Consider the following 19,309-nt stretch of genomic DNA (forward strand, 5'->3'; position numbering starts at 1 on the left):
TTGTTCAAAAGGTACGCATTTGATTACGAAGTATGCCTGAGGGCATCTCAGCATCGAATATGGGATTCAGCCGAAATGTCCGTTGCTCACGTAGGTTTGCCTACGCTCTGCTACTCCATTTCTATCTTCATCCCATCTTCTCGGTACTGAAAACCGTCCTTTTTGAACATGTATCTTAATGTAAAAAGCGGCCAATTTTCGAATTCGCCGCTTTTTTGTGTTATAATATGGTGCCAGAATAGGCTACGGGATATTGAATCCAAGATTAATGCAAGTTGCTATTCATGCAGAATGCAGATTAATAAATAAAGGATGGTAATGCTTAATGATTAGTACAAGCGGCATAACGCTCCGCTACGGAAAACGTGCACTTTTTGAAGATGTGAATATCAAGTTCACGCCAGGAAACTGTTACGGCTTGATCGGTGCCAATGGTGCCGGTAAATCAACGTTCTTGAAAATTTTGTCAGGTGAAATTGAAGCAAACTCGGGCGAGGTGCACATCACCCCGGGCGAACGTATGGCCGTTTTGAAGCAAAACCATTTTGAATATGATGAGTATCCAGTTCTCGAAACTGTCATTATGGGTCATAGTCGTCTCTATTCCATCATGAAGGAAAAGGACGCTTTGTATGCCAAAGCTGACTTTACAGAAGAAGATGGTTTGCGCGCAGGTGAGCTTGAGGGTGAATTTGCTGAGTTGAATGGCTGGGATGCTGAGCCAGATGCAGCGGCACTCTTGATTGGTCTCGGTATCGACCGTGACATGCATGAGAAGAAAATGGTAGAGCTGAGCGGTAACGAAAAAGTACGTGTACTCTTGGCACAGGCATTGTTTGGTCGTCCAAACAACCTGCTTCTCGATGAGCCTACCAACCACTTGGATCTCGAATCCATTCAATGGCTGGAGAACTTCTTGATGGATTATGAAGGTACCGTTATTGTGGTATCCCATGACCGTCACTTCCTGAACAAAGTATGTACACACATTGCTGATATCGACTTTGGTAAAATCCAGTTGTATGTAGGTAACTATGACTTCTGGTACGAGTCCAGCCAATTGGCACTTGCATTGCAACGTGATGCGAACAAGAAAAAAGAAGAGAAGATTAAAGAGCTGCAAGCCTTTATTCAACGTTTCTCAGCAAATGCGTCGAAGTCCAAACAAGCGACTTCCCGTAAGAAACAACTCGACAAAATTACATTGGATGACCTTCGTCCATCGAACCGTAAATATCCATTTATCAACTTTAAGCCTGAGCGTGAAGCGGGTAAACAACTGTTGACGGTTGATCGTGTAAGCAAGTCGATTGATGGTGTGAACATGCTGAATGATATTAGCTTTGTCGTGAACAAAGGCGATAAAATCGCATTTGTGGGTCCGAACGGTAATGCCAAATCACTGTTGTTTGATATTCTGATGGGTGAGATTGAAGCTGATAGTGGTGAATATACTTGGGGTGTAACGACATCACAAGCTTATTTCCCGAAAGACAACTCCAAATACTTTGATGGTGTCGAGATGACTTTGGTTGACTGGTTGCGCCAGTACTCCAAGGATCAGGATGAAACCTATTTGCGTGGATTCTTAGGTCGGATGCTGTTCTCGGGTGAGGAATCCTTGAAGAAAGCAAGCGTGCTTTCCGGGGGAGAGAAAGTTCGCTGTATGTTGGCGAAAATGATGCAAACCGGTGCTAACGCATTGATTCTGGATGAGCCAACGAACCACTTGGATCTCGAATCCATTACAGCGCTGAACAATGGTATGATCGATTTTGACGGCACCATGCTGTTTACATCCCATGACCATCAGTTCATTCAAACGATTGCCAACCGTATTATTGAAATCACGCCAACAGGCATCATTGATCGTCAAATGAGCTATGATGAATACCTGGAGAGTGACGAGATTAAGGAATTACGGAACAAGATGTACCCGGTTGAAGCGTAAATAAAAGATATAGATATATAAAAAGAACCGCGAAGCCTCTTTGGAGGATTGTCGCGGTTCTTTTTTGGTTACAGTCACAGCAAGGTAACTACCTAGCCTAGAGGCCATTAGAGGCAGTTCTACAGCGTGCATTGGGGAATACCCCCCAAAGGTCTAGGATCCGCCAGTACGGCGGCGCTGATTGTTAGGCTTTTTGTTGTTTTGGCTCTTCATCGCCTTTGGACCGCCTTCAAAATAGGCACTGGATTGGTTACCGGATTTTGATTGTTCTTTCTTCTGCGCCAGTTTTTGGCGTATCGCATCCTGCAAACTGACTTTTTTCGGTTCAGTATTATCGCTCATCGTTATTTCCCTCCCGGTCTTACAGTTAAGCCGTCCGATTTGGACGGGATGTCCTTATTTTATACGTTTTACAAAAGCCCTACAAGGGCAACCTGATAAAATGCTGATCTTCAGCGCGTAAACGCACATGTTGAACACAACCAACTTTCTGTCTAGTCACCTACACCGATGCATTCTAACAACTTTGTTTCAGCGCCTCTATAGCACTGCATTCTGGCAACACTGTTTCTGTAGACCCACAAGGAGAGCCTTTGGTACGATGAATGAACCTGAATATGAGATAGTAAAGGGGTGTCACTGATTTGAATGCTTATGAAGAAATCCGTAAGGGAGAACGGGGAGCTTGGGTCAGCATAGCAGCTTACCTTGTCTTGTCTGCTTTCAAATTAGTCAGTGGTTATATATTTGCTTCCAGTGCGTTAGTGGCGGATGGATATAATAATGTTACCGATATTGTAGCTTCTGTCGCAGTGCTGATTGGTCTCCGGATTTCACAAAAGCCTCCGGATTCTGACCATACATATGGTCATTTCAGAGCAGAGACGGTCGCGGCACTCATTGCTTCGTTTATTATGGCTGTGGTGGGACTTCAAGTGCTTGTTGAAGCCGTACGTTCCTGGTATGATGGCAGCTTTGTAGCACCCAATCTGTGGTCAGCGGGAGTTGCAGTTATATGTGCTATTGCAATGTTAGGAGTGTATCGCTATAACTCTCGTCTGGCCAAACAAATTAACAGTCAGGCACTTATGGCAGCTGCCAAGGACAATCGTTCGGATGCATGGGTCAGTATTGGAGCAGCCATCGGGATTATCGGAGCTCAATTCGGCTTACCATGGCTCGATAAAGTTGCAGCTATCGCTGTAGGGTTGCTGATTTGCAGGACAGCTTGGGAGATATTCAGAGACTGTACACATCGTCTGACCGATGGATTTGATCAAAAGGAGTTAACTGATCTTCGATCTTCCGTTGCTCGTGTCCCTGGTGTGGAGACGATTAAAGATGTCAAAGCACGTATTCATGGGAGTCATGTCCTGGTGGATATCGTCATTGAGGTGGACGGAAAACTTAGTCTGATCGAAGGTCATCAGATCTGTGACAGGGTGGAGGAGCGATTGAAACGATCACATAACATTATGCAGGTTCATGTACATGTCGAGCCTAGGATCGAAAATGTCCCGAAGAATGAGTGAAGATCATTACACTAGATCTAAGCTTAATAAGCTCATTATGATTCAGCTTCCAAAATAAAAAGAGGACAGTCACGAGTTCACGTGCTGTCCTCTTTACTTATGGCTAGAAGGATTATACGATATTACTGAATAGCAACGTGAATCCAAGCTTTGCCTTTCCAAGTGTACACTTGTACCCATTCACCGCCATCGAAACCATCAACAACTTCGCCTGTAGTGTCGATGACTTGTGAACCAAGTGCACCGATTGGCTTACCGTTTGGAGCATCATAGAACCAAGTGCGCTCTAACAGGTTTAGCAGCATTGTAGGCTCAAGAACTTCGTCTCCCGCTTTTACGACAGGCTCATCGAACATTTTGTCAGGTGTAGTTGTTGAAGTTTCAGTTGTTGTACCTGTAGCAGCCTCGACTGTACCTTCAACTGTTTCTACAGCTGGTTTGTTAACTTCAACAGCCGGAGTTGTTGTTGCTGGTGTTGTTGCTTCAGTTCCAGTTTCAGGAGTCACTGTTCCAGTAACCGCTTCCTCAGCACCTGCAGCAGCAGCCATCGAGCCCATCAACGTTAAAGCAGCAGCAAAACTTACGATTTTCTTCATTTGTAATTCCTCCTCAGTAGGTATGTAATTTGTTGTCCTGTGTTAAAAATAACCAAGCAAGCTCACCTATGAATCACAAATTATAACAATATTTTCTTGCTTCCTCCAGAGTCAACTGGAGCATTTGTGGGTATTAGGAATGCTTGTAAAAATCATACTTCAGTGGGATAAAATCAATTTGGCTATGTCAAAAAAGTCCTATTTACGTTGTGATTTTATAACGGGCAGGAGAGTGATTCAGGAATAGAGGGGAAAGGAGTGTAATACATAATAGAGGTATAGGCACAGTGTGGAATGATGTTTTTATCTGTTTGTACACAAACAAAAGCCTACCGGCTATGGTAAGCGCGATAGGCTTCTGTATGTAAGACGTGATTTTCATTGAGTTACCTCATTCATCGCATTCGGCTTCGTCCCGTAATGAGGGAGATTACGAACAGTACGACGAAGATGAAGAAGAGGACTTTAGCGATCGAAGCAGCAGCTTCAACGATTCCGAAAAATCCGAAAATACCTGCGACAAGTGCAATAATCAGAAACAATACAGACCATTTCAACATGAGTTTTCATCCTTTCGATTTGAAATTGTGGAGCGAGATTTGAACACCTCGCCGCCTTGTGTAGTTGTTCTTTAACCGAGGACTTTTGAGTTGAAACATTCATGATTTTTCCAAGCAAGTGATTATATGAAGTGAGTTTTATCGTTTGTTTCGTCCCGGAAATGGTCGGGTAACTATAGCAATAATAACAATCAGATAGTATATCGAAAGCGAGGTTCTTCTATGATCTATCAAATTAGCGTGGCTTTAATTGCGGTGGCCTTTGCAGTCTTGGTTTTCTTTTTAATTCGTACTTTAAAATCCGCTCAGAGTTCATTGGACAATGTATCCCAGACGCTACAGGAAGTCCAAAAAACGATTGATGAACTCAGTTATGAAGTGAAACAGACGGTGAGACATGCGAATGATATTACGGCAGATGTACAACACAAAATGAAAAAAATCGATCCAGTTATGGAATCTGTTCAAAACCTAGGCGAGGTGCTCAACGAAGTAACTGCCGCGGCGAAACAAGTTTCCTCTACTATGATTGCTAAATTCCAGACAAAACGTTCCAATCAACAAGAAGAAAAAGCTCCTGAACCGATTCATGTACAGGCAGCGCCAGCCACCAAAACGGATCGTACCCTGCAAAGTTATGATGCTACATATAATGATGCGGCAAATGGTGGAAAGAATTGGTTGAAGTATGTGGATCTTGCAGCTAACCTTTGGCAACGTGCACGTAAATAACTAATGACATAAGTTCAACGTTCAACGAGAAGGAAGTCATTTAGAGCGGTGACGAACCTGAACTTCATGAAAGGGTGAGAATCATGATGAAACTATTGCTTGTAATGTTTAGCGTAATTTCTCCCTTTTCCGTTCAACCGGCAGCGACAACCGCTGCTCATGATCTGCCATGGACGGTATTGGAAGAGAAAACGCCAGAAGTTAATCTGGCTGTAGATCGATCCGAACCAGTTGAGGCATTTCGGACTCTAAATGATATTTCTTTGGAGGACAACATGCATCAAATGTTGTATCACAAGGGTCAGCCAATGGATATAAAAGAAGATCCTTATCTAGGATGCCCTGAATTTGCATTTCAGGATGTGAAAGTGGGACTATGCGAAGATACAGGAGAGATTCAATATATTCATATTGATGCTTCTCAAGAACGATTTAAGTTGAATCAACAATGGATTGATATGGATATAAGATCCATACAAGAGGTGCTTGGTGATCCTTATGTTATTGCAGAGGATGGAGAAGTATACATTCGTGGAGACCAAGCTTTAAAAGTCTATTTGAAGTCAGGCACTGATCAAATTGAGGGGATTGACCTATTCGATGCAACCTTGTCCTAAAGCTACATCTTGTCTGTTTGAATGATGTTCTTGGGACAAAACATCATAAAGCGTTTCATCCCCAAATGCTATGGTTATATATTAAAAGTAGCTTGAGAAAGAAGAATATCAGAGGAGAGTGGAAACGATGAATTCAACCAATGCGCAAGCTTATGCTAAAGTGGTAGAAAACGGAGTCCAAGCGGTAGAAGCAGTGAAAGAGCTGCAAAACACCGGATACCTTGCTGATCATATCTTCGTTCTTGCCCATGAAAAGGATCGCACGGATCGAATTGCAGACACAGCGGATGCAAACGAAATTGGCATCAAGGAAGAGGGATTGTTTGATTCCATGGCTAATCTGTTCCGTTCCCGTGGAGATGAGCTTAGAGCCAAAATTGTATCAATGGGATTCACTGAAGCAGAAGCAGACTTCTACGAAAGTGAATTAGATAAAGGTAAAGTGCTAGTTATTGCCAAAAAGAAAGATTGAAGCGTACAAGCTTCAGACGACTACGATAATTTAATGTAGCGTACTGAATCAAAAACATAGATAAGGAATGGGGATTTCCCCATTCCTTATCTATGTTTTTGCAAGTTTGGAAGCGGGGTCAGAACCGTAGCAAAAACAGGGCACCAGCGGCGCAATTTCCTTCTAATGGTGCCATTTACTGATAGCAGTTTTTCATTTTTACGCTTATAGTTATAGTAGGAATTACTATGTCTACCGTCGTTTAAAATGCAGAAAATGTAACATTAGGGTTGTTACATGTAATTACAAAAACCAACTAATCGACAAACCCGGAACGCCACAGATAAGGAGATAGAAATGAAAATACTTATTGTTGACGACAATCCGACGAATGTCATTATCATTCGAGAAATTCTGAAAAAAGAAAACTATCGTGACATTGTAACCGCAAGTTCTGCGATGGAAATGTTTGAAATCCTCGGAATAGGTGGAGAAAGTGATGAACTTCGTCCGAGACCGTCGGATATTGACCTCATTTTGCTAGATATGATGATGCCTGAAATGGACGGCATCGAAGCTTGTAGCATTGTGCAAAAGTTTGAAAATCTCAAGGATATTCCCATCATTATGGTCACGGCTATTGGTGATTCCAAAAAGCTGGCGGAAGCTCTAGATGCCGGTGCCTCTGACTATGTGACGAAGCCAATTAATAAAGTGGAATTAATGGCTCGCATCAGGTTGGCGCTGCGTTTGAAGCAGGAGAAGGATTGGCATAAGGAACGCGATCAGCGTATCCAGGACGAGCTCAAACTTGCGGCTATGGTTCAGAGTGCCGTACTCAGCCCAGCGATTGATGATCCCTTATTTCAAGTAAATGCCATCTATAAACCATCCTTTGAGCTAGCGGGTGATCTGTACTCGTGGTATCCACTAGGTGATGGGCGTTATGGTGTGATACTCCTAGATATGATGGGTCACGGTATTTCCTCTTCATTATTTACGATGTTTATCGCCTCGGTATTAAAAGACACAGTGACAACATATGTCGATCCAGAGAAGGTAATTCAGGAACTGAATCGGCGATTTAACCAGCTTAATTTGGGAAAACAATTGGTGCAGTATTATTTCACTGCGATCTACCTAGTCGTTGATACACGGAAGAAGCGTATCGATTATGTTAACGCAGGGCATCCACCAGCCTTATTTTTCCGTGAGGATGGTTCAATCACAACATTCGACAGCGTGTGCTGTCCGGTGGGGCTGTTCGATAAAATGGATATTGAACCTCAAACCATTCATTATGAGGGTGAAGGTCATATTGCTCTTTATACAGATGGATTAACGGAAGCTGTTCCAGGAGACCAGGAAGACCAGCTCGAATTCCTGAAGGAACAGTTGAAAGGTACGCATCTGTGGAATGAGCCGCTGATGCAAACCTTGTTCTTTGATGACGAAATTCCTCAGGAGCGGGATGACGATAAATGTCTGGTATGGATCACGTTAAGTGAAGGGGCGGAAGCAGAGTGAAAATCAGAAATAAACTGCTGGTAGGCTTTACCGCTCTGATGGCAATTCTTATTGCTCTTACATTTATAAGTTATGAGCGGTTGAACAATAGTAATCAGCAATTGGATCAGATGTATCAGGAACGTTATTTGAAGGTGAGATTCACGTCGTCTGTACGCGGAGAAGTGAACGATATGGCTAAAGTGCTAGCTAACTTGTTGCTCAATCCGACCAATTCCATTAGCGCTGCTGACGGTGACCTCAAGGAAATGATGAAAAACGCAAAAGGCTATCTCACAGAAGTCCGCGAGCGTGCCGACAGTGCATCAGAGCATCAGTTAGTTGACCGAGTCAATACGGCTTGGGATGCCTATGCGGCTTATGGAACGAGGCAGCTCAGCTTGATGTCGCAGGGACGCGTAGATGATGCGAATAACTACCGTAATTCGACGGGTTTAGCTGTTCAGAAAGAGGCAGTGGATAGCCTTAATGCTCTTTCTCGTTATCAGGATCAAGAGATTGATTCAGAGATTACATCAGCCAATGAAGCTTACACACAGGCTGTGCAGATCACCTTTGGCATTATGATTGCTGGTGTATTACTGGCACTAGGTGTCATTATGTGGGTGCTGCCAAGCATTACGCGAGGTCTCAACACGGTATCCATGATGATCACGAGCTTCGGTCATGGTCGTTATCGTACCATTCAACGGATTCGGATCAAGTCCACGGATGAGATCGGTCAGATAGCAACGGTATTCAAAGAAGTATCGGGCGACTTAGAAGAGAAAATGGAAATAGAGAAAGCATATTTACAAGCGCAACAGGATCAGAACTGGATGAGTTCCAATATTGCAAGAGTTCCGGAGTTACTAAGAGGAATTGGTTCAATCCGCCAGATTTCTCAAATGTTTATTAGTGAATTTACACCTGTGCTAGGTGCACAACTAGGTGTCGTTTATTTAGTAGATGAGGAGAAGCATCCAGATGAATTAAGACGCTACGGTGCGTACGCTTTTGAAGAGAATGAGACTGTAGGAAAAGAAGTTTATCGCATCGGAGAAGGGTTGATTGGTCAGGCAGCCCTGGACATGAATCCGATTATTGTAGAAAACACACCAGAAGACTATGTGCATATCGGTTCGGCATCTGGATCTTCGCGAGCGACGAGCATTATGATCTATCCCGTTGTTTTTGAGGATGAGCTTATTGGTGTGGTTGAACTGGCTTCATTCGATGGGTTTACCGATCTGCATAAACAGCTCTTCTCTCAGTTGATTATGAATCTGGGTGTAATCCTTAACAACGTTCGCCGTCGTTTACGCGTGGAAGAATTATTACGTGAATCTCAAGCGCTCACGGAGGAACTCCAAGTGCAATCCGAGGAGCTGCAGACACAGCAGGAAGAGTTACGCCGTTCTAACGAAAACTTAGAGGAACAGACAGGTGCACTCAAGCGTTCCGAGGAGCTGCTTCAGCGGCAACAGGAGGAACTTGAGCACTTTAATACGGAGTTAATTGCTAAGACGCGTGCACTTGAAGAGCAGGTGCGAGAAGTTGAAGAGAAGAACGACGAGATCGAGAAAACGAAAACGCAGTTGGAACAGCAGGCTATGCAGTTGTCGATGACAAGTAAATACAAATCCGAGTTTTTGGCTAACATGTCACATGAACTACGTACACCGCTGAACAGCCTACTGATTCTTTCTCAGTTATTGTCTGAGAACAAAGATGGAAATCTGACGGTTAAACAACAAGAGTATGCTCAAACGATCTATATGTCAGGTGCAGATCTACTGAAAATGATTGATGAGATCTTAGATTTGTCCAAAGTAGATGCTGGTAAAATGGATATCAACTATGAGACTGTTCGAATGGAAGAGTTAACACAATTTGTCGAACAGAATTTTGGCGCCATGGCGAACAAAAAAGAGCTTGATCTCAACATTGATTTCGACAGTAATCTACCAGAGTGGGTATATACAGACAGCCATCGTGTGAAACAAATTCTTCGTAACTTGCTGTCGAATGCCTTTAAATTTACGAACCGAGGATCTGTAAGTATCATTGGACGTAAAGTAGCCCCAGAAGAACTTCCAGGGTACCTGAACAATAATCAGGAATACGTAGGATTTACCGTGAAGGATACAGGGATCGGGATTCCATCGGATAAGACAGATCTGATCTTTGAAGCCTTCCAACAGGTGGATGGTACGACAAGTCGTAAGTATGGAGGTACAGGACTAGGATTATCGATTAGCCGTGAACTTGCACGTCTGCTCGGTGGAGCCATTCAGGTAGAATCTTCTGAGGGTGTGGGTAGTGCGTTCACATTGTATCTACCTGATAATCACGAGGATGAAGCTCCGTTAGAGGAGTCACTGAGTGAGGCAGCTGTTACTTCTGAAATGCCTATTAGACAAAAAGAAGCTCGAATGATGCGTTCAAGCAGACAGACCGTTATTACGCCAGATCCTGACAACAATGCACTTATGGAATTGTCAGCACCAGAGGCTACAGGTTCAACAACGGTAGAAGATGATCAAGGTGAAATTTCCGAAGGAGACAAAGTTCTCTTGATTATCGAAGATGACGTAAAGTTTGCCCATATCTTAATGGATATGGCGAGAGGAAGAGGCTTCAAAGCGATTGTAGCGCTGCAAGGGGATAAGGGACTTGAAATGGCTCGTCAGTACTTGCCTGACGCGATCATTTTGGATATTCAATTGCCTGTTATGGATGGCTGGGCTATTTTGGGAGAACTGAAAAGTAGCTCGACTACTCGTCATATCCCAGTACATGTTATTTCCGTCATTGATGACATGAAGCAAGGATTGATGATGGGTGCAATCGCATATCTGAAGAAACCGTCCAGCAAAGATTCGTTGGATAAAGCCTTCTCACATATCGAATCCTATACAGAGAATCAATTGAAGCGTTTGTTAATTGTGGAGGATGACGAAACTCAGCGTAAAGCAATTATTGAATTGATAGGTCATGATGATGTGGCAATAACAGCTGTCTCCACAGGAAAAGAAGCTTTAACCGAGCTGCATAGCCAGCGTTATGACTGCATGGTGTTAGACCTGATGCTGACTGACATGACCGGATTCGAGCTGTTGGATCAGATTAGGGATGATGAATATCTGAGTGACCTGCCTATTATTATTTATACAGGAAAAGAGCTTGATAGTAAGGAAGAGATGAAGCTTCGTAAATACGCAGAATCCATCATTATTAAGGATGTAAAATCGCCAGAACGGTTATTGGATGAAACCACCTTGTTCTTACACAGGGTAGAAGCGAATTTGCCTGAAGATAAACGCCGGATTTTGCAAAAGTTACACAACAAAGAAACGTTATTTGAAGGCAAGAAAATATTGCTTGTCGATGATGATATTCGTAACGTATTTGCTCTCTCTAGTGTATTAGAAGGATATCGAATGGAAGTTACCTTTGCGGAGAACGGCCGTGAAGCCTTAGAGATTCTGGAGCAAAATCCAGAAATCGACCTTGTACTGATGGATATGATGATGCCAGAGATGGATGGCTATGAAGCGATGTCACGGATCAGACAGATTCCGCAATTCGAGAAATTACCGATTATTGCGTTAACGGCGAAGGCGATGAAGGATGATCGTGGCAAGTGTATTGAGGCTGGCGCATCCGATTATGTGAAGAAGCCAATCCAGACGGATCAATTATTATCATTAATGCGTGTTTGGTTGTATTCGTAAGTCACTAGTTTGGGTAATGAAGGACAATACGCTAAATGTAAGTAACAAAAGAAGAGTGGAGAGAATTTATGACATCGTGGGAACCTACCGAGGCGGGGGCAGAATCAGGCCGCTTGGCGCAAGATGAAGAGCGCGAACTGATTGAAATCGAATTGCTGTTGGAAGGTATGCACCGTCTATATGGATATGATTTCAGAAATTACGCCTTGCCTTCTTTGAGACGAAGAATCTGGCATTACGCACATGCAGAAGGAGCAAAAACGATATCTGCTTTACAGGAGCGTGTGCTTCATAATCGCTCTGCATTTGAACGATTTGTGCAGAATCTGTCTATTCCTGTAACGGAGATGTTTCGGGATCCATCATTATTCCGTACTTTCCGAGAACAGATTATTCCTGTGTTGCGAACATACCCTTATATCCGAATCTGGCATGCGGGATGTTCTACAGGGGAAGAGGTCTATTCTATGGCGATTATGCTTCATGAAGAAGGATTGTATGACAAAGCAAGAATCTATGCGACAGATATGAATGATCGCTCATTGCAACAGGCCAAGGAAGGCGTGTATGGCATTGAGAAAATGAAACTATATACAACAAATTATTTGGAGGCTGGGGGAACTAAAGCCTTCTCAGAATATTACACGGCTAAGTACAATTCCGTTATATTTCATCCTTATCTACGGAAAAACATTATTTTTGCCGAACATAATCTGGCTACGGATCGTTCGTTTAACGAGTTTAATGTGATTTTTTGCCGCAATGTCATGATTTATTTTAATGATGAACTGCGGAACCAAGTGCACGGGTTATTTCATGAAAGTTTGAGTCACTTCGGTGTCCTCGTTCTGGGGTCTAAGGAATCGATACATTTTACGGAATTTAGTGATGCCTACGAGCCGTTAGACCGGACGGAAAAAATATACCGGAAGATTAAATAGGGGGTTAGGCAAGTCATGGGGCTTAATGAACCAATCCATATATTGTTGGTAGATGACCGCCCCGAGAACCTGCTTGCTCTTGAAGCGGTTCTGGAATCGGAAAGATATAAACTTGTCAAAGCAACTTCAGGTGAAGAAGCACTTCGTTGTTTGCTGAAAGACGAATTTGCGGTCATTGTGCTTGATGTGCAAATGCCTGGAATGGATGGAATTGAGACTGCTAGGCTAATCAAAGCCCGCGATAAGTCTAAAGATGTGCCCATCATTTTCATCTCTGCAAATAGCAGGGAAGCCGAGCATTTGTTTGCAGGCTATTCAGCCGGAGCTATTGATTACATGGTTAAACCGTTTATTCCTCAGATTTTGAAGTCCAAAATTGAGGGATTTGTAGAGATGTTTATGACGAATAAAAGATTAAAGACCCAGACGATGCTGCTGCATCAAAAAACGCAGGAACTAGAGAAGATGAACCAGCAGCTTATTCAGGCTAAAGAGGAAGCGGAGATTGCTGCTAATGCAAAGACCGAGTTTCTCGCTATGATGAGCCACGAGATCCGTACTCCGATGAATGGAGTCATCGGTATGGTCGATCTGCTAATGGAAACGGAACTCAAGGAAGATCAGAAAGAGTATGCGGACATCGTTCGTCGTAGTGCCGATGCTTTGGTTACAGTAATCAATGACATTCTGGACTTCACGAAGATGGAATCAGGCAAGATGGAGCTCGAGGAGCATCCGTTTGAGTTAGTTGCTTGTATTCGGGAGGTATTGGGATTATTTACGGTCGAAGCAGGCAAAAAAAATCTCGAATTGGACTATTTCTTGGAATCGTCCGTTCCGCAGCTTGTTTACGGAGACATGGCAAGATTACGCCAAGTATTAATGAATCTGATTGCTAATGCAGTGAAGTTCACGGATCATGGCGGAGTGTATCTCATCGTTTCGGTCAGTGAAGAGAAGGACGGAAGAATGACGCTGGAGTTTGCCGTAAAAGATACAGGCATTGGCATCTCTGCAGACAAAGTGGATCGCCTGTTCCAACCCTTCTCTCAACTCGATACCTCAATGACTCGTAAATACGGCGGAACAGGGCTCGGGCTCGCCATTTGTCGTACACTCGTTGAGATGATGGGTGGTCACATCTATCTGGATACATCGGAGAAGTTCGGAGCAACGTTTGTATTTACGATCCAAGCACAGCGTTATGTCGAAACCGAATTTGTCGTTGGCGGTGGTGATGAGCAGCTATCTGATGTGAAAAATTATGAGCATCAGCCAAGGGTATTAATTGTGGATGATCATCCCATTAACCAAAAACTGATGTCCATTATGTTAAGCAAGCTGGGGTTTGTTTCAGATATGGCTGAGGACGGGCAGAAAGCACTGGATATGGTTCTAGAACATCCAAAATACGATTATATATTTATGGATCTGCAGATGCCTGTCATGGATGGACTGGAATGTACTAAAGTCATTCGTGAACGTCTTCCTCAGACGGAGCAGCCTGTCATCTTAGCAATGACGGCAAACGTGATGGACGGTATTCAGCAACGCTGCTCAGCGGCAGGGATGGATGATTATATTAGCAAGCCCGTCAAAATGGGCAGTGTGAAGCAGAAATTGTCGCGATTTCAGGAACAACGAAAAATGTTTGAGCCCAGATCATCAACCATGAATCATGCCAATTAAGTTTTCCAATATTTGTTTTGTTTCACTTGGGCTCAAGTTGGGTTATTACTAAGGAAACCATTGATCAGGAGAGAGATGTCTAATGAATACAAATAAAAATGAAAAATTCAATGCAAAGACTGAGACACACGACGGCGTATGCACGGTGTATCTGACTGGCGAACTGGATTTGTCAGTTGCTCCTGAATTCCGTTTGGTCATGGAGCCGCTTGTAGACAACAAGGAACAAGATCTAATTATCAATATGAAAGATCTAAAGTATATCGACAGTACAGGGATCGGAATCCTGTTATCTGTTCTGAAGGCACGACATGGAATGGAAGCACGCTTTGAAGTACAAGAAGTTCCTGCGCAGATACAGAAGCTTTTTGACATGACGGGTATTGCCAAATTCTTTGTCTCACAGAAGAATTCCCAATAGGAAAGGATCGAAAAAGGAATGAATGCAGAAGTTGAAAGAATTACCCTTAACCTACCGGCCACAGCTGAATATGTGGATATCGTAAGACTTAATCTTTATGGGGTAGCATCCAAAATGGGATTCTCTTATGAAGATATTGAGGATATGAAAGTGGCTGTATCCGAAGCTTGTAACAATTCTGTACTGTATGCCTACTCCCACGAAGGCGGCATGGTTGAAGTTGTATTTGAGGTGGATGGCGAAACGCTCGAGATTACAGTAAAAGACGAAGGTGCTAGCTTTGACCACATCAATCCTGCAGCAACACGTGCTGGCCTGCATGACAAAGAACTGTCAGATGCTCAGATTGGTGGACTTGGGTTCTATCTGATGCAAGCATTGATGGATGATGTTAGTGTGGAAAGTGAGACGGGCAAAGGTACGAAAGTGGTACTCGTTAAACGTCTTGCAAGAAGTGAGGAGAAAGTATGAACGAAAAAGTGACTCCACCAGAGTCCATGTCTGAAGCTGTAGGTTTGATCTGGGAATACCAGCAAACCAAGGATAATGAAATCGCTACTGTTCTTATCCGCAAATATGAACCGATGGTTAAAATGGCCGCAGGTAAGATTGCCCGAAATCGTCCGGATCTGTATGAGGATCTATATCAGACTGGACAGATGGCGTTGATTCGATTGCTACAGCAATACGATATTAACCTAGGGATTCCTTTCGAACCTTACGCAATGAAGAGTATGATCGGTCATATGAAGAACTACCTTCGAGACAAATCCTGGTACATTCAAGTGCCAAGACGGATTAAGGAAAAGGGTGCCCTCGTTCAGCATGCCATTGATGAACTAACCGTGAAACTGGAACGTTCACCTAGTGTAGACGAGATTGCACACTATCTTGACCTTACCCCGGAGGAAACCATTGAAGTGTTGGCTGGCCGTGAGTGTTACCATTATGTATCCCTAGACTCCCCTCTATCCCAAGATGAGAGTGCGGCGACATTAGGTGAACTTATTAGTGCGGATGTCAATGACTTTGATTCGGTTGAGAAGCGAATGGATCTACAGCAGGCATTAGGACAGTTGAAAGAACAAGAGCAGAAAGTGCTCATTCTGGCTTTCCAAGATGGTCAGTCTCAGCGGGCGATCGCGCAGAAATTGGGTGTATCTCAGATGAGTGTATCCCGAATTCAGAAGCGAGCAACCGAGAAGTTAAAACAGATTATGTCAAATGCCTCGATGCTATGAGATGTAATCTTCTGATGAAGTTGAGCTCGGCATAATGAAGGACACGTGATTCCGCTGGAATGCATACGTGTCCTTTTTTGAATGGATTAGTGAGTGTTGGAAGTGCTGTGGAGAATAGGATAAATGTATGCTGGAATGGAGGAGTTAAAACCCGTGGATGAGGTGGATTTGCAAATTAGACGAGATCGATTGTCTTTCTCGAATAAGTGGCAATGGTGGGACTGGGTAGCACCAGATAAAGAGAGTATGGATGAAGTTTTGCACGAACTGACGGAATCCTTCCCGGAAATGCAATATTGGCTTCGCAAAATCCCAGAGGTGCATTCCAATTACTTATCTGTCCGATTTATGAATGGTGAAGAGCCGGTTATATTTGGTTCTTTATTATATGCAGTGAAGAATGAGAAGGATAGCGAACGAAAAGAAAATCAGATGTTTTTCTATGTGGATCAGAGTACACTCGTTACCCTCAACATGGATAATAATACGAGAGGCATCATGAATACTGGAGAGCGTGCTGCCATGCTGAATCAGTGCAATGAGGCAAGAGACGGCATGTTTGTTTTGTTTCGAGCGATACTGCACTATTATCATGTCGGAATGGATCATTTTGAGATGAATCTGCGTGAGCTAGAGCGGAAGATGGAATCACGCAATGCGCGCACACTGATGGATCAGATTCTCGTATCTCGATACGAATTGCTGTATTGGAGCAATCAGTTTATTCCCTTTTCTGAGTTAATCGCAGCCTCCAAGGAAGCTTACCTGGATGAAATACAGGATAATCGTTTTTTTCGACAGCTTCAGCATCGAATTGAACGGATCGAACGACTTTTTCAGCACTATGAAAAAGAAATTGACACGTTGATCTCAATCGACAATGCAACCTCCGGTGTGCGAGGCAATGAGATCATGAAGACACTTACCATCGTAACCTCTGTGTTCACGCCCGCTACGGCAGCTGGTGCGATCTGGGGAATGAACTTTGAGAATTTACCTCTGATTGATAAAACCTGGGGAGTGGTTCTGGTCATTGCACTAATCCTGGGTAGTATGTCTGGCATGTACATTTGGATGATGATGAAAGGCTGGACAGGGGATCTGTTAAGGATGAAGTCCTCCCAGCCTCCAGTTGATGAGAACAAACGCCCCACTTCCGTTAGGAAAGGATAGGCTAGGGGCTCATCCTCCTAATTTTTGTAGTCTTCAATATAGCCCAGCAGATCCGCAATGTATTGTCCAACAATCGGCATGTTCACAAATTGACTTAGGAGATAACCGAGAAGACCCAGTACAACAAATGTTCCGACAGTTAATCCTAAACCACGAGCCATACCTGCTGTGAAATTGGTGATGATGCGTTTCTTGGGATTGGTATAGTTCTCGATGATATCCTTAATCTGCGCCTTCTCAAGACTATCCGCAATTTGATCTAGACGGGTATTGAGCTTTTTCACCTCATGTCGCAGTTCAAAAGGATGCTCAGACGTATCATACTGCTGTCTAGGAGGGTCTCCTGATAAAGGCGAGTTGCCGTTAATTGTAACTTTACTCATGTTCATTCCTCCTATGATGAGATGGGAAGAGAAATAGCCAGCTGAAACTCAGCTGGCTATTTTCATTCAATTAGCCTTACAGACTGGTTGAATTCAGCTCTTTACGTGCATCGTCCTTCGCTTCTTCAGCTGCTACAGCAACCTCATTCGAAGCTTTGGATGTCTCGTTAGCGATATCCGTCGAAGCTCTACGCACGGAATCCATAACGTCATTGCGACCTTGATTCACGGTTTTTGCAATATCAGACGTTTTAGAAGATACCGTTTTGGCTAGTTCGGATGCTTTATCACCTACTACGCATGCAACTTCCTTGGTACGATCTGTAACCATGCCGACTTTCTCGGAAAGGTCACCACGCAATTCACGTCCTGGCTTAGGAGCAAAGAGCAATGCTGCTGCTGCACCTAGCAAACCTCCGATGAAAATTCCTTTTGCGAAAGTGGAACCCGTCTGTACAGGATATTGTTCTTCTGCTTTATTCATATTCAATCACTCCTTCTTCAGATTAAGAAACGGATAACGAAACAACGAACACCTTGTTGACCGATCAGGCAGCCTGTCTGAACAGTCTGGACACAAGCCCCAGCAAGAACACAAAGAGCGCTGTACCAATGATGGCTGGAATCACTGCAAAGTTACCGATAACTGGTCCCCAGTTACCAAGCAAGAGTGCTCCTAACCAGGCTCCTGCAAATCCGGCAATCATTGCGCCGATGATACCTCCGGGCATGTTGTGACCGGCAAGTGCATCTCCGATCAAACCAATAATGACCGCCATGATTATGCTGATAATAATGCCCCACATAACAACCGCCTCCTTTAAACTTGATGTAGGATGTTGTCTGTTCGCGTTTGCTTACTTCGTATATAAACGCCGTGCTTCGAGGTGAAACAGTTAAACTTGTAGTTAGAGGGTTGGATATTTATATGTGATGTGACTTAGCCCCGATCTTAGCTCCGTTGTCTAATACCAGGGATCATGCAGATAATCCAAGCTAGACCCGCCATAAATCCAGTGAAAACATCGGAAGGATAATGAACACCTAACATGATCCGACTTAGACCAATCAACGTTACGAATATGATGCCACATAAAATAGGAATTCCTGGTCTGGATGTCCGCAATTGCCGTTCAATAGCCCAGATGACGAAGAGCATGCCGTAGAAGCCCATGGAGATCATGGCATGTCCACTAGGGAAGCTATAACCGTGAACAACTAATAGATGCTCAAGCTCGGGTCTGCTTCGTTGAAAAATCTCCTTTAATCCAGTATTCAGTGCCCACATAATGGCGAAACTGCCCAATAACGCATATCCATACAAGTAGAATCGAGGAATTCGCTGTAAGAAAAACAGTAACGTGAAGCCGATGGCTGCGAGTGCAGAGATCTTAAAGGATCCAAGCGCAGTAATAAACGAAGTGAAAGGAAACAGTTGAAGACGAGTTTCAGAATGAAGATAAAATAAACGTTGGATCTGATGATCCCATTGCAAAATCACATCCGTGCCCAGGATGGAGGCAAGAGCAGCAATAAGAAATACAACGACAGAACTTATGACAATGCCTGCGATACTCCATATTAGTAGGGTACGAATTGGTGAATTTGATTTAGCCAAAAAGCTCGGTGAGGACTGGGCGTTACGTAGCATGATGAGTATCTCCTCCGTTGATGTAGTCAGATAGGAATATGGTTAATGCTTTACCCGAAAGATATGTCGAAAAAACTGTAAAAATGAAGTTTTTGTACTATACTAATTAAGATATCCCATGCGGCGTC

At 43.5% G+C, this 19,309-nt stretch carries 20 protein-coding genes; 13 read left to right on the forward strand and 7 right to left on the reverse strand.

The window, feature by feature from the left end:
- The first annotated feature begins 325 nt into the window (after positions 1-325).
- Complete coding sequence (locus MH215_RS25225) at positions 326-1,951, forward strand: ABC-F family ATP-binding cassette domain-containing protein (protein ID WP_145051668.1); 1,626 nt, start codon at positions 326-328, stop codon at positions 1,949-1,951.
- 153 nt (positions 1,952-2,104) lie between these two features.
- Here MH215_RS25225 and MH215_RS25230 read toward each other — a convergent pair whose 3' ends face one another.
- Positions 2,105-2,293: a hypothetical protein gene (locus MH215_RS25230; RefSeq protein WP_056693364.1), complete on the reverse strand. Its 189-nt coding sequence runs from the start codon at positions 2,291-2,293 to the stop codon at positions 2,105-2,107.
- A 302-nt stretch (positions 2,294-2,595) separates the two neighbouring features.
- Here MH215_RS25230 and MH215_RS25235 point away from each other — a divergent pair, with 302 nt between their 5' ends.
- Complete coding sequence (locus tag MH215_RS25235; protein ID WP_239293799.1) at positions 2,596-3,483, forward strand: cation diffusion facilitator family transporter; 888 nt, start codon at positions 2,596-2,598, stop codon at positions 3,481-3,483.
- Between the two features lie 122 nt (positions 3,484-3,605).
- Here the strand turns inward: MH215_RS25235 and MH215_RS25240 are convergent, their stop codons facing one another.
- Positions 3,606-4,079: a hypothetical protein gene (locus MH215_RS25240; RefSeq protein WP_145051662.1), complete on the reverse strand. Its 474-nt coding sequence runs from the start codon at positions 4,077-4,079 to the stop codon at positions 3,606-3,608.
- 395 nt (positions 4,080-4,474) lie between these two features.
- The gene (locus MH215_RS25245) at positions 4,475-4,639 is read right to left on the reverse strand and encodes a DUF1328 domain-containing protein (RefSeq protein WP_017692264.1); all 165 of its coding nucleotides are present in this window, start codon (positions 4,637-4,639) and stop codon (positions 4,475-4,477) included.
- A 222-nt stretch (positions 4,640-4,861) separates the two neighbouring features.
- On the opposite strand from MH215_RS25245, the gene MH215_RS25250 reads away from it, so the two are divergent.
- The 11 genes from MH215_RS25250 (at position 4,862) to MH215_RS25300 (ending at position 17,147) form a co-directional block, all read left to right on the forward strand.
- Positions 4,862-5,371, forward strand: a complete 510-nt coding sequence (locus MH215_RS25250; protein WP_239293800.1) for a DUF948 domain-containing protein — start codon at positions 4,862-4,864, stop codon at positions 5,369-5,371.
- Positions 5,372-5,454: 83 nt separating this feature from the next.
- On the forward strand, positions 5,455-5,988 hold the full coding sequence (locus MH215_RS25255) for a hypothetical protein (RefSeq protein ID WP_239293801.1): 534 nt from the start codon (positions 5,455-5,457) through the stop codon (positions 5,986-5,988).
- 127 nt (positions 5,989-6,115) lie between these two features.
- Positions 6,116-6,460, forward strand: coding sequence for a YflT domain-containing protein (locus tag MH215_RS25260; protein ID WP_056693378.1), 345 nt, complete (start codon positions 6,116-6,118; stop codon positions 6,458-6,460).
- Positions 6,461-6,796: 336 nt separating this feature from the next.
- On the forward strand, positions 6,797-7,966 hold the full coding sequence (locus MH215_RS25265) for a PP2C family protein-serine/threonine phosphatase (protein WP_239293802.1): 1,170 nt from the start codon (positions 6,797-6,799) through the stop codon (positions 7,964-7,966).
- Positions 7,963-11,682 (forward strand): response regulator, encoded by a 3,720-nt coding sequence (locus tag MH215_RS25270; protein ID WP_239293803.1) that lies wholly within the window; start codon positions 7,963-7,965, stop codon positions 11,680-11,682. Before MH215_RS25265 ends, MH215_RS25270 begins: the two co-directional genes overlap by 4 nt.
- Before the next feature lie 68 nt (positions 11,683-11,750).
- Entirely contained in the window at positions 11,751-12,623 is an 873-nt protein-coding gene (locus MH215_RS25275; RefSeq protein WP_056693384.1) for a CheR family methyltransferase, read from the forward strand.
- A 15-nt stretch (positions 12,624-12,638) separates the two neighbouring features.
- On the forward strand, positions 12,639-14,312 hold the full coding sequence (locus MH215_RS25280) for a response regulator (protein ID WP_239293804.1): 1,674 nt from the start codon (positions 12,639-12,641) through the stop codon (positions 14,310-14,312).
- Between the two features lie 82 nt (positions 14,313-14,394).
- Positions 14,395-14,733 (forward strand): STAS domain-containing protein, encoded by a 339-nt coding sequence (locus tag MH215_RS25285; protein WP_056693392.1) that lies wholly within the window; start codon positions 14,395-14,397, stop codon positions 14,731-14,733.
- 18 nt (positions 14,734-14,751) lie between these two features.
- Positions 14,752-15,204: an anti-sigma B factor RsbW gene (rsbW, locus tag MH215_RS25290; RefSeq protein WP_056693393.1), complete on the forward strand. Its 453-nt coding sequence runs from the start codon at positions 14,752-14,754 to the stop codon at positions 15,202-15,204.
- A complete protein-coding gene (locus MH215_RS25295) occupies positions 15,201-15,974 on the forward strand; it encodes a sigma-70 family RNA polymerase sigma factor (protein WP_056693399.1) in 774 nt (257 codons plus the stop codon). The genes rsbW and MH215_RS25295 overlap by 4 nt, the downstream gene beginning before the upstream one ends.
- A 153-nt stretch (positions 15,975-16,127) precedes the next feature.
- The gene (locus tag MH215_RS25300; protein WP_235540431.1) at positions 16,128-17,147 is read left to right on the forward strand and encodes a magnesium transporter CorA family protein; all 1,020 of its coding nucleotides are present in this window, start codon (positions 16,128-16,130) and stop codon (positions 17,145-17,147) included.
- Between the two features lie 17 nt (positions 17,148-17,164).
- Here MH215_RS25300 and MH215_RS25305 read toward each other — a convergent pair whose 3' ends face one another.
- The 4 genes from MH215_RS25305 to MH215_RS25320 all read right to left on the reverse strand — a co-directional run bounded on the left by MH215_RS25305 (position 17,165) and on the right by MH215_RS25320 (position 19,181).
- Positions 17,165-17,530, reverse strand: a complete 366-nt coding sequence (locus tag MH215_RS25305; protein WP_056693403.1) for a DUF5665 domain-containing protein — start codon at positions 17,528-17,530, stop codon at positions 17,165-17,167.
- 76 nt (positions 17,531-17,606) lie between these two features.
- Complete coding sequence (locus MH215_RS25310) at positions 17,607-18,014, reverse strand: YtxH domain-containing protein (RefSeq protein ID WP_145051632.1); 408 nt, start codon at positions 18,012-18,014, stop codon at positions 17,607-17,609.
- A 64-nt stretch (positions 18,015-18,078) separates the two neighbouring features.
- Complete coding sequence (locus MH215_RS25315; protein ID WP_056693407.1) at positions 18,079-18,336, reverse strand: GlsB/YeaQ/YmgE family stress response membrane protein; 258 nt, start codon at positions 18,334-18,336, stop codon at positions 18,079-18,081.
- Positions 18,337-18,482: 146 nt separating this feature from the next.
- On the reverse strand, positions 18,483-19,181 hold the full coding sequence (locus MH215_RS25320; RefSeq protein ID WP_239293805.1) for a phosphatase PAP2 family protein: 699 nt from the start codon (positions 19,179-19,181) through the stop codon (positions 18,483-18,485).
- Positions 19,182-19,309: the final 128 nt, after the last annotated feature.

The organism is Paenibacillus sp. ACRSA (assembly GCF_022346845.1).
Classification (GTDB): Bacteria; Bacillota; Bacilli; order Paenibacillales; family Paenibacillaceae; genus Paenibacillus.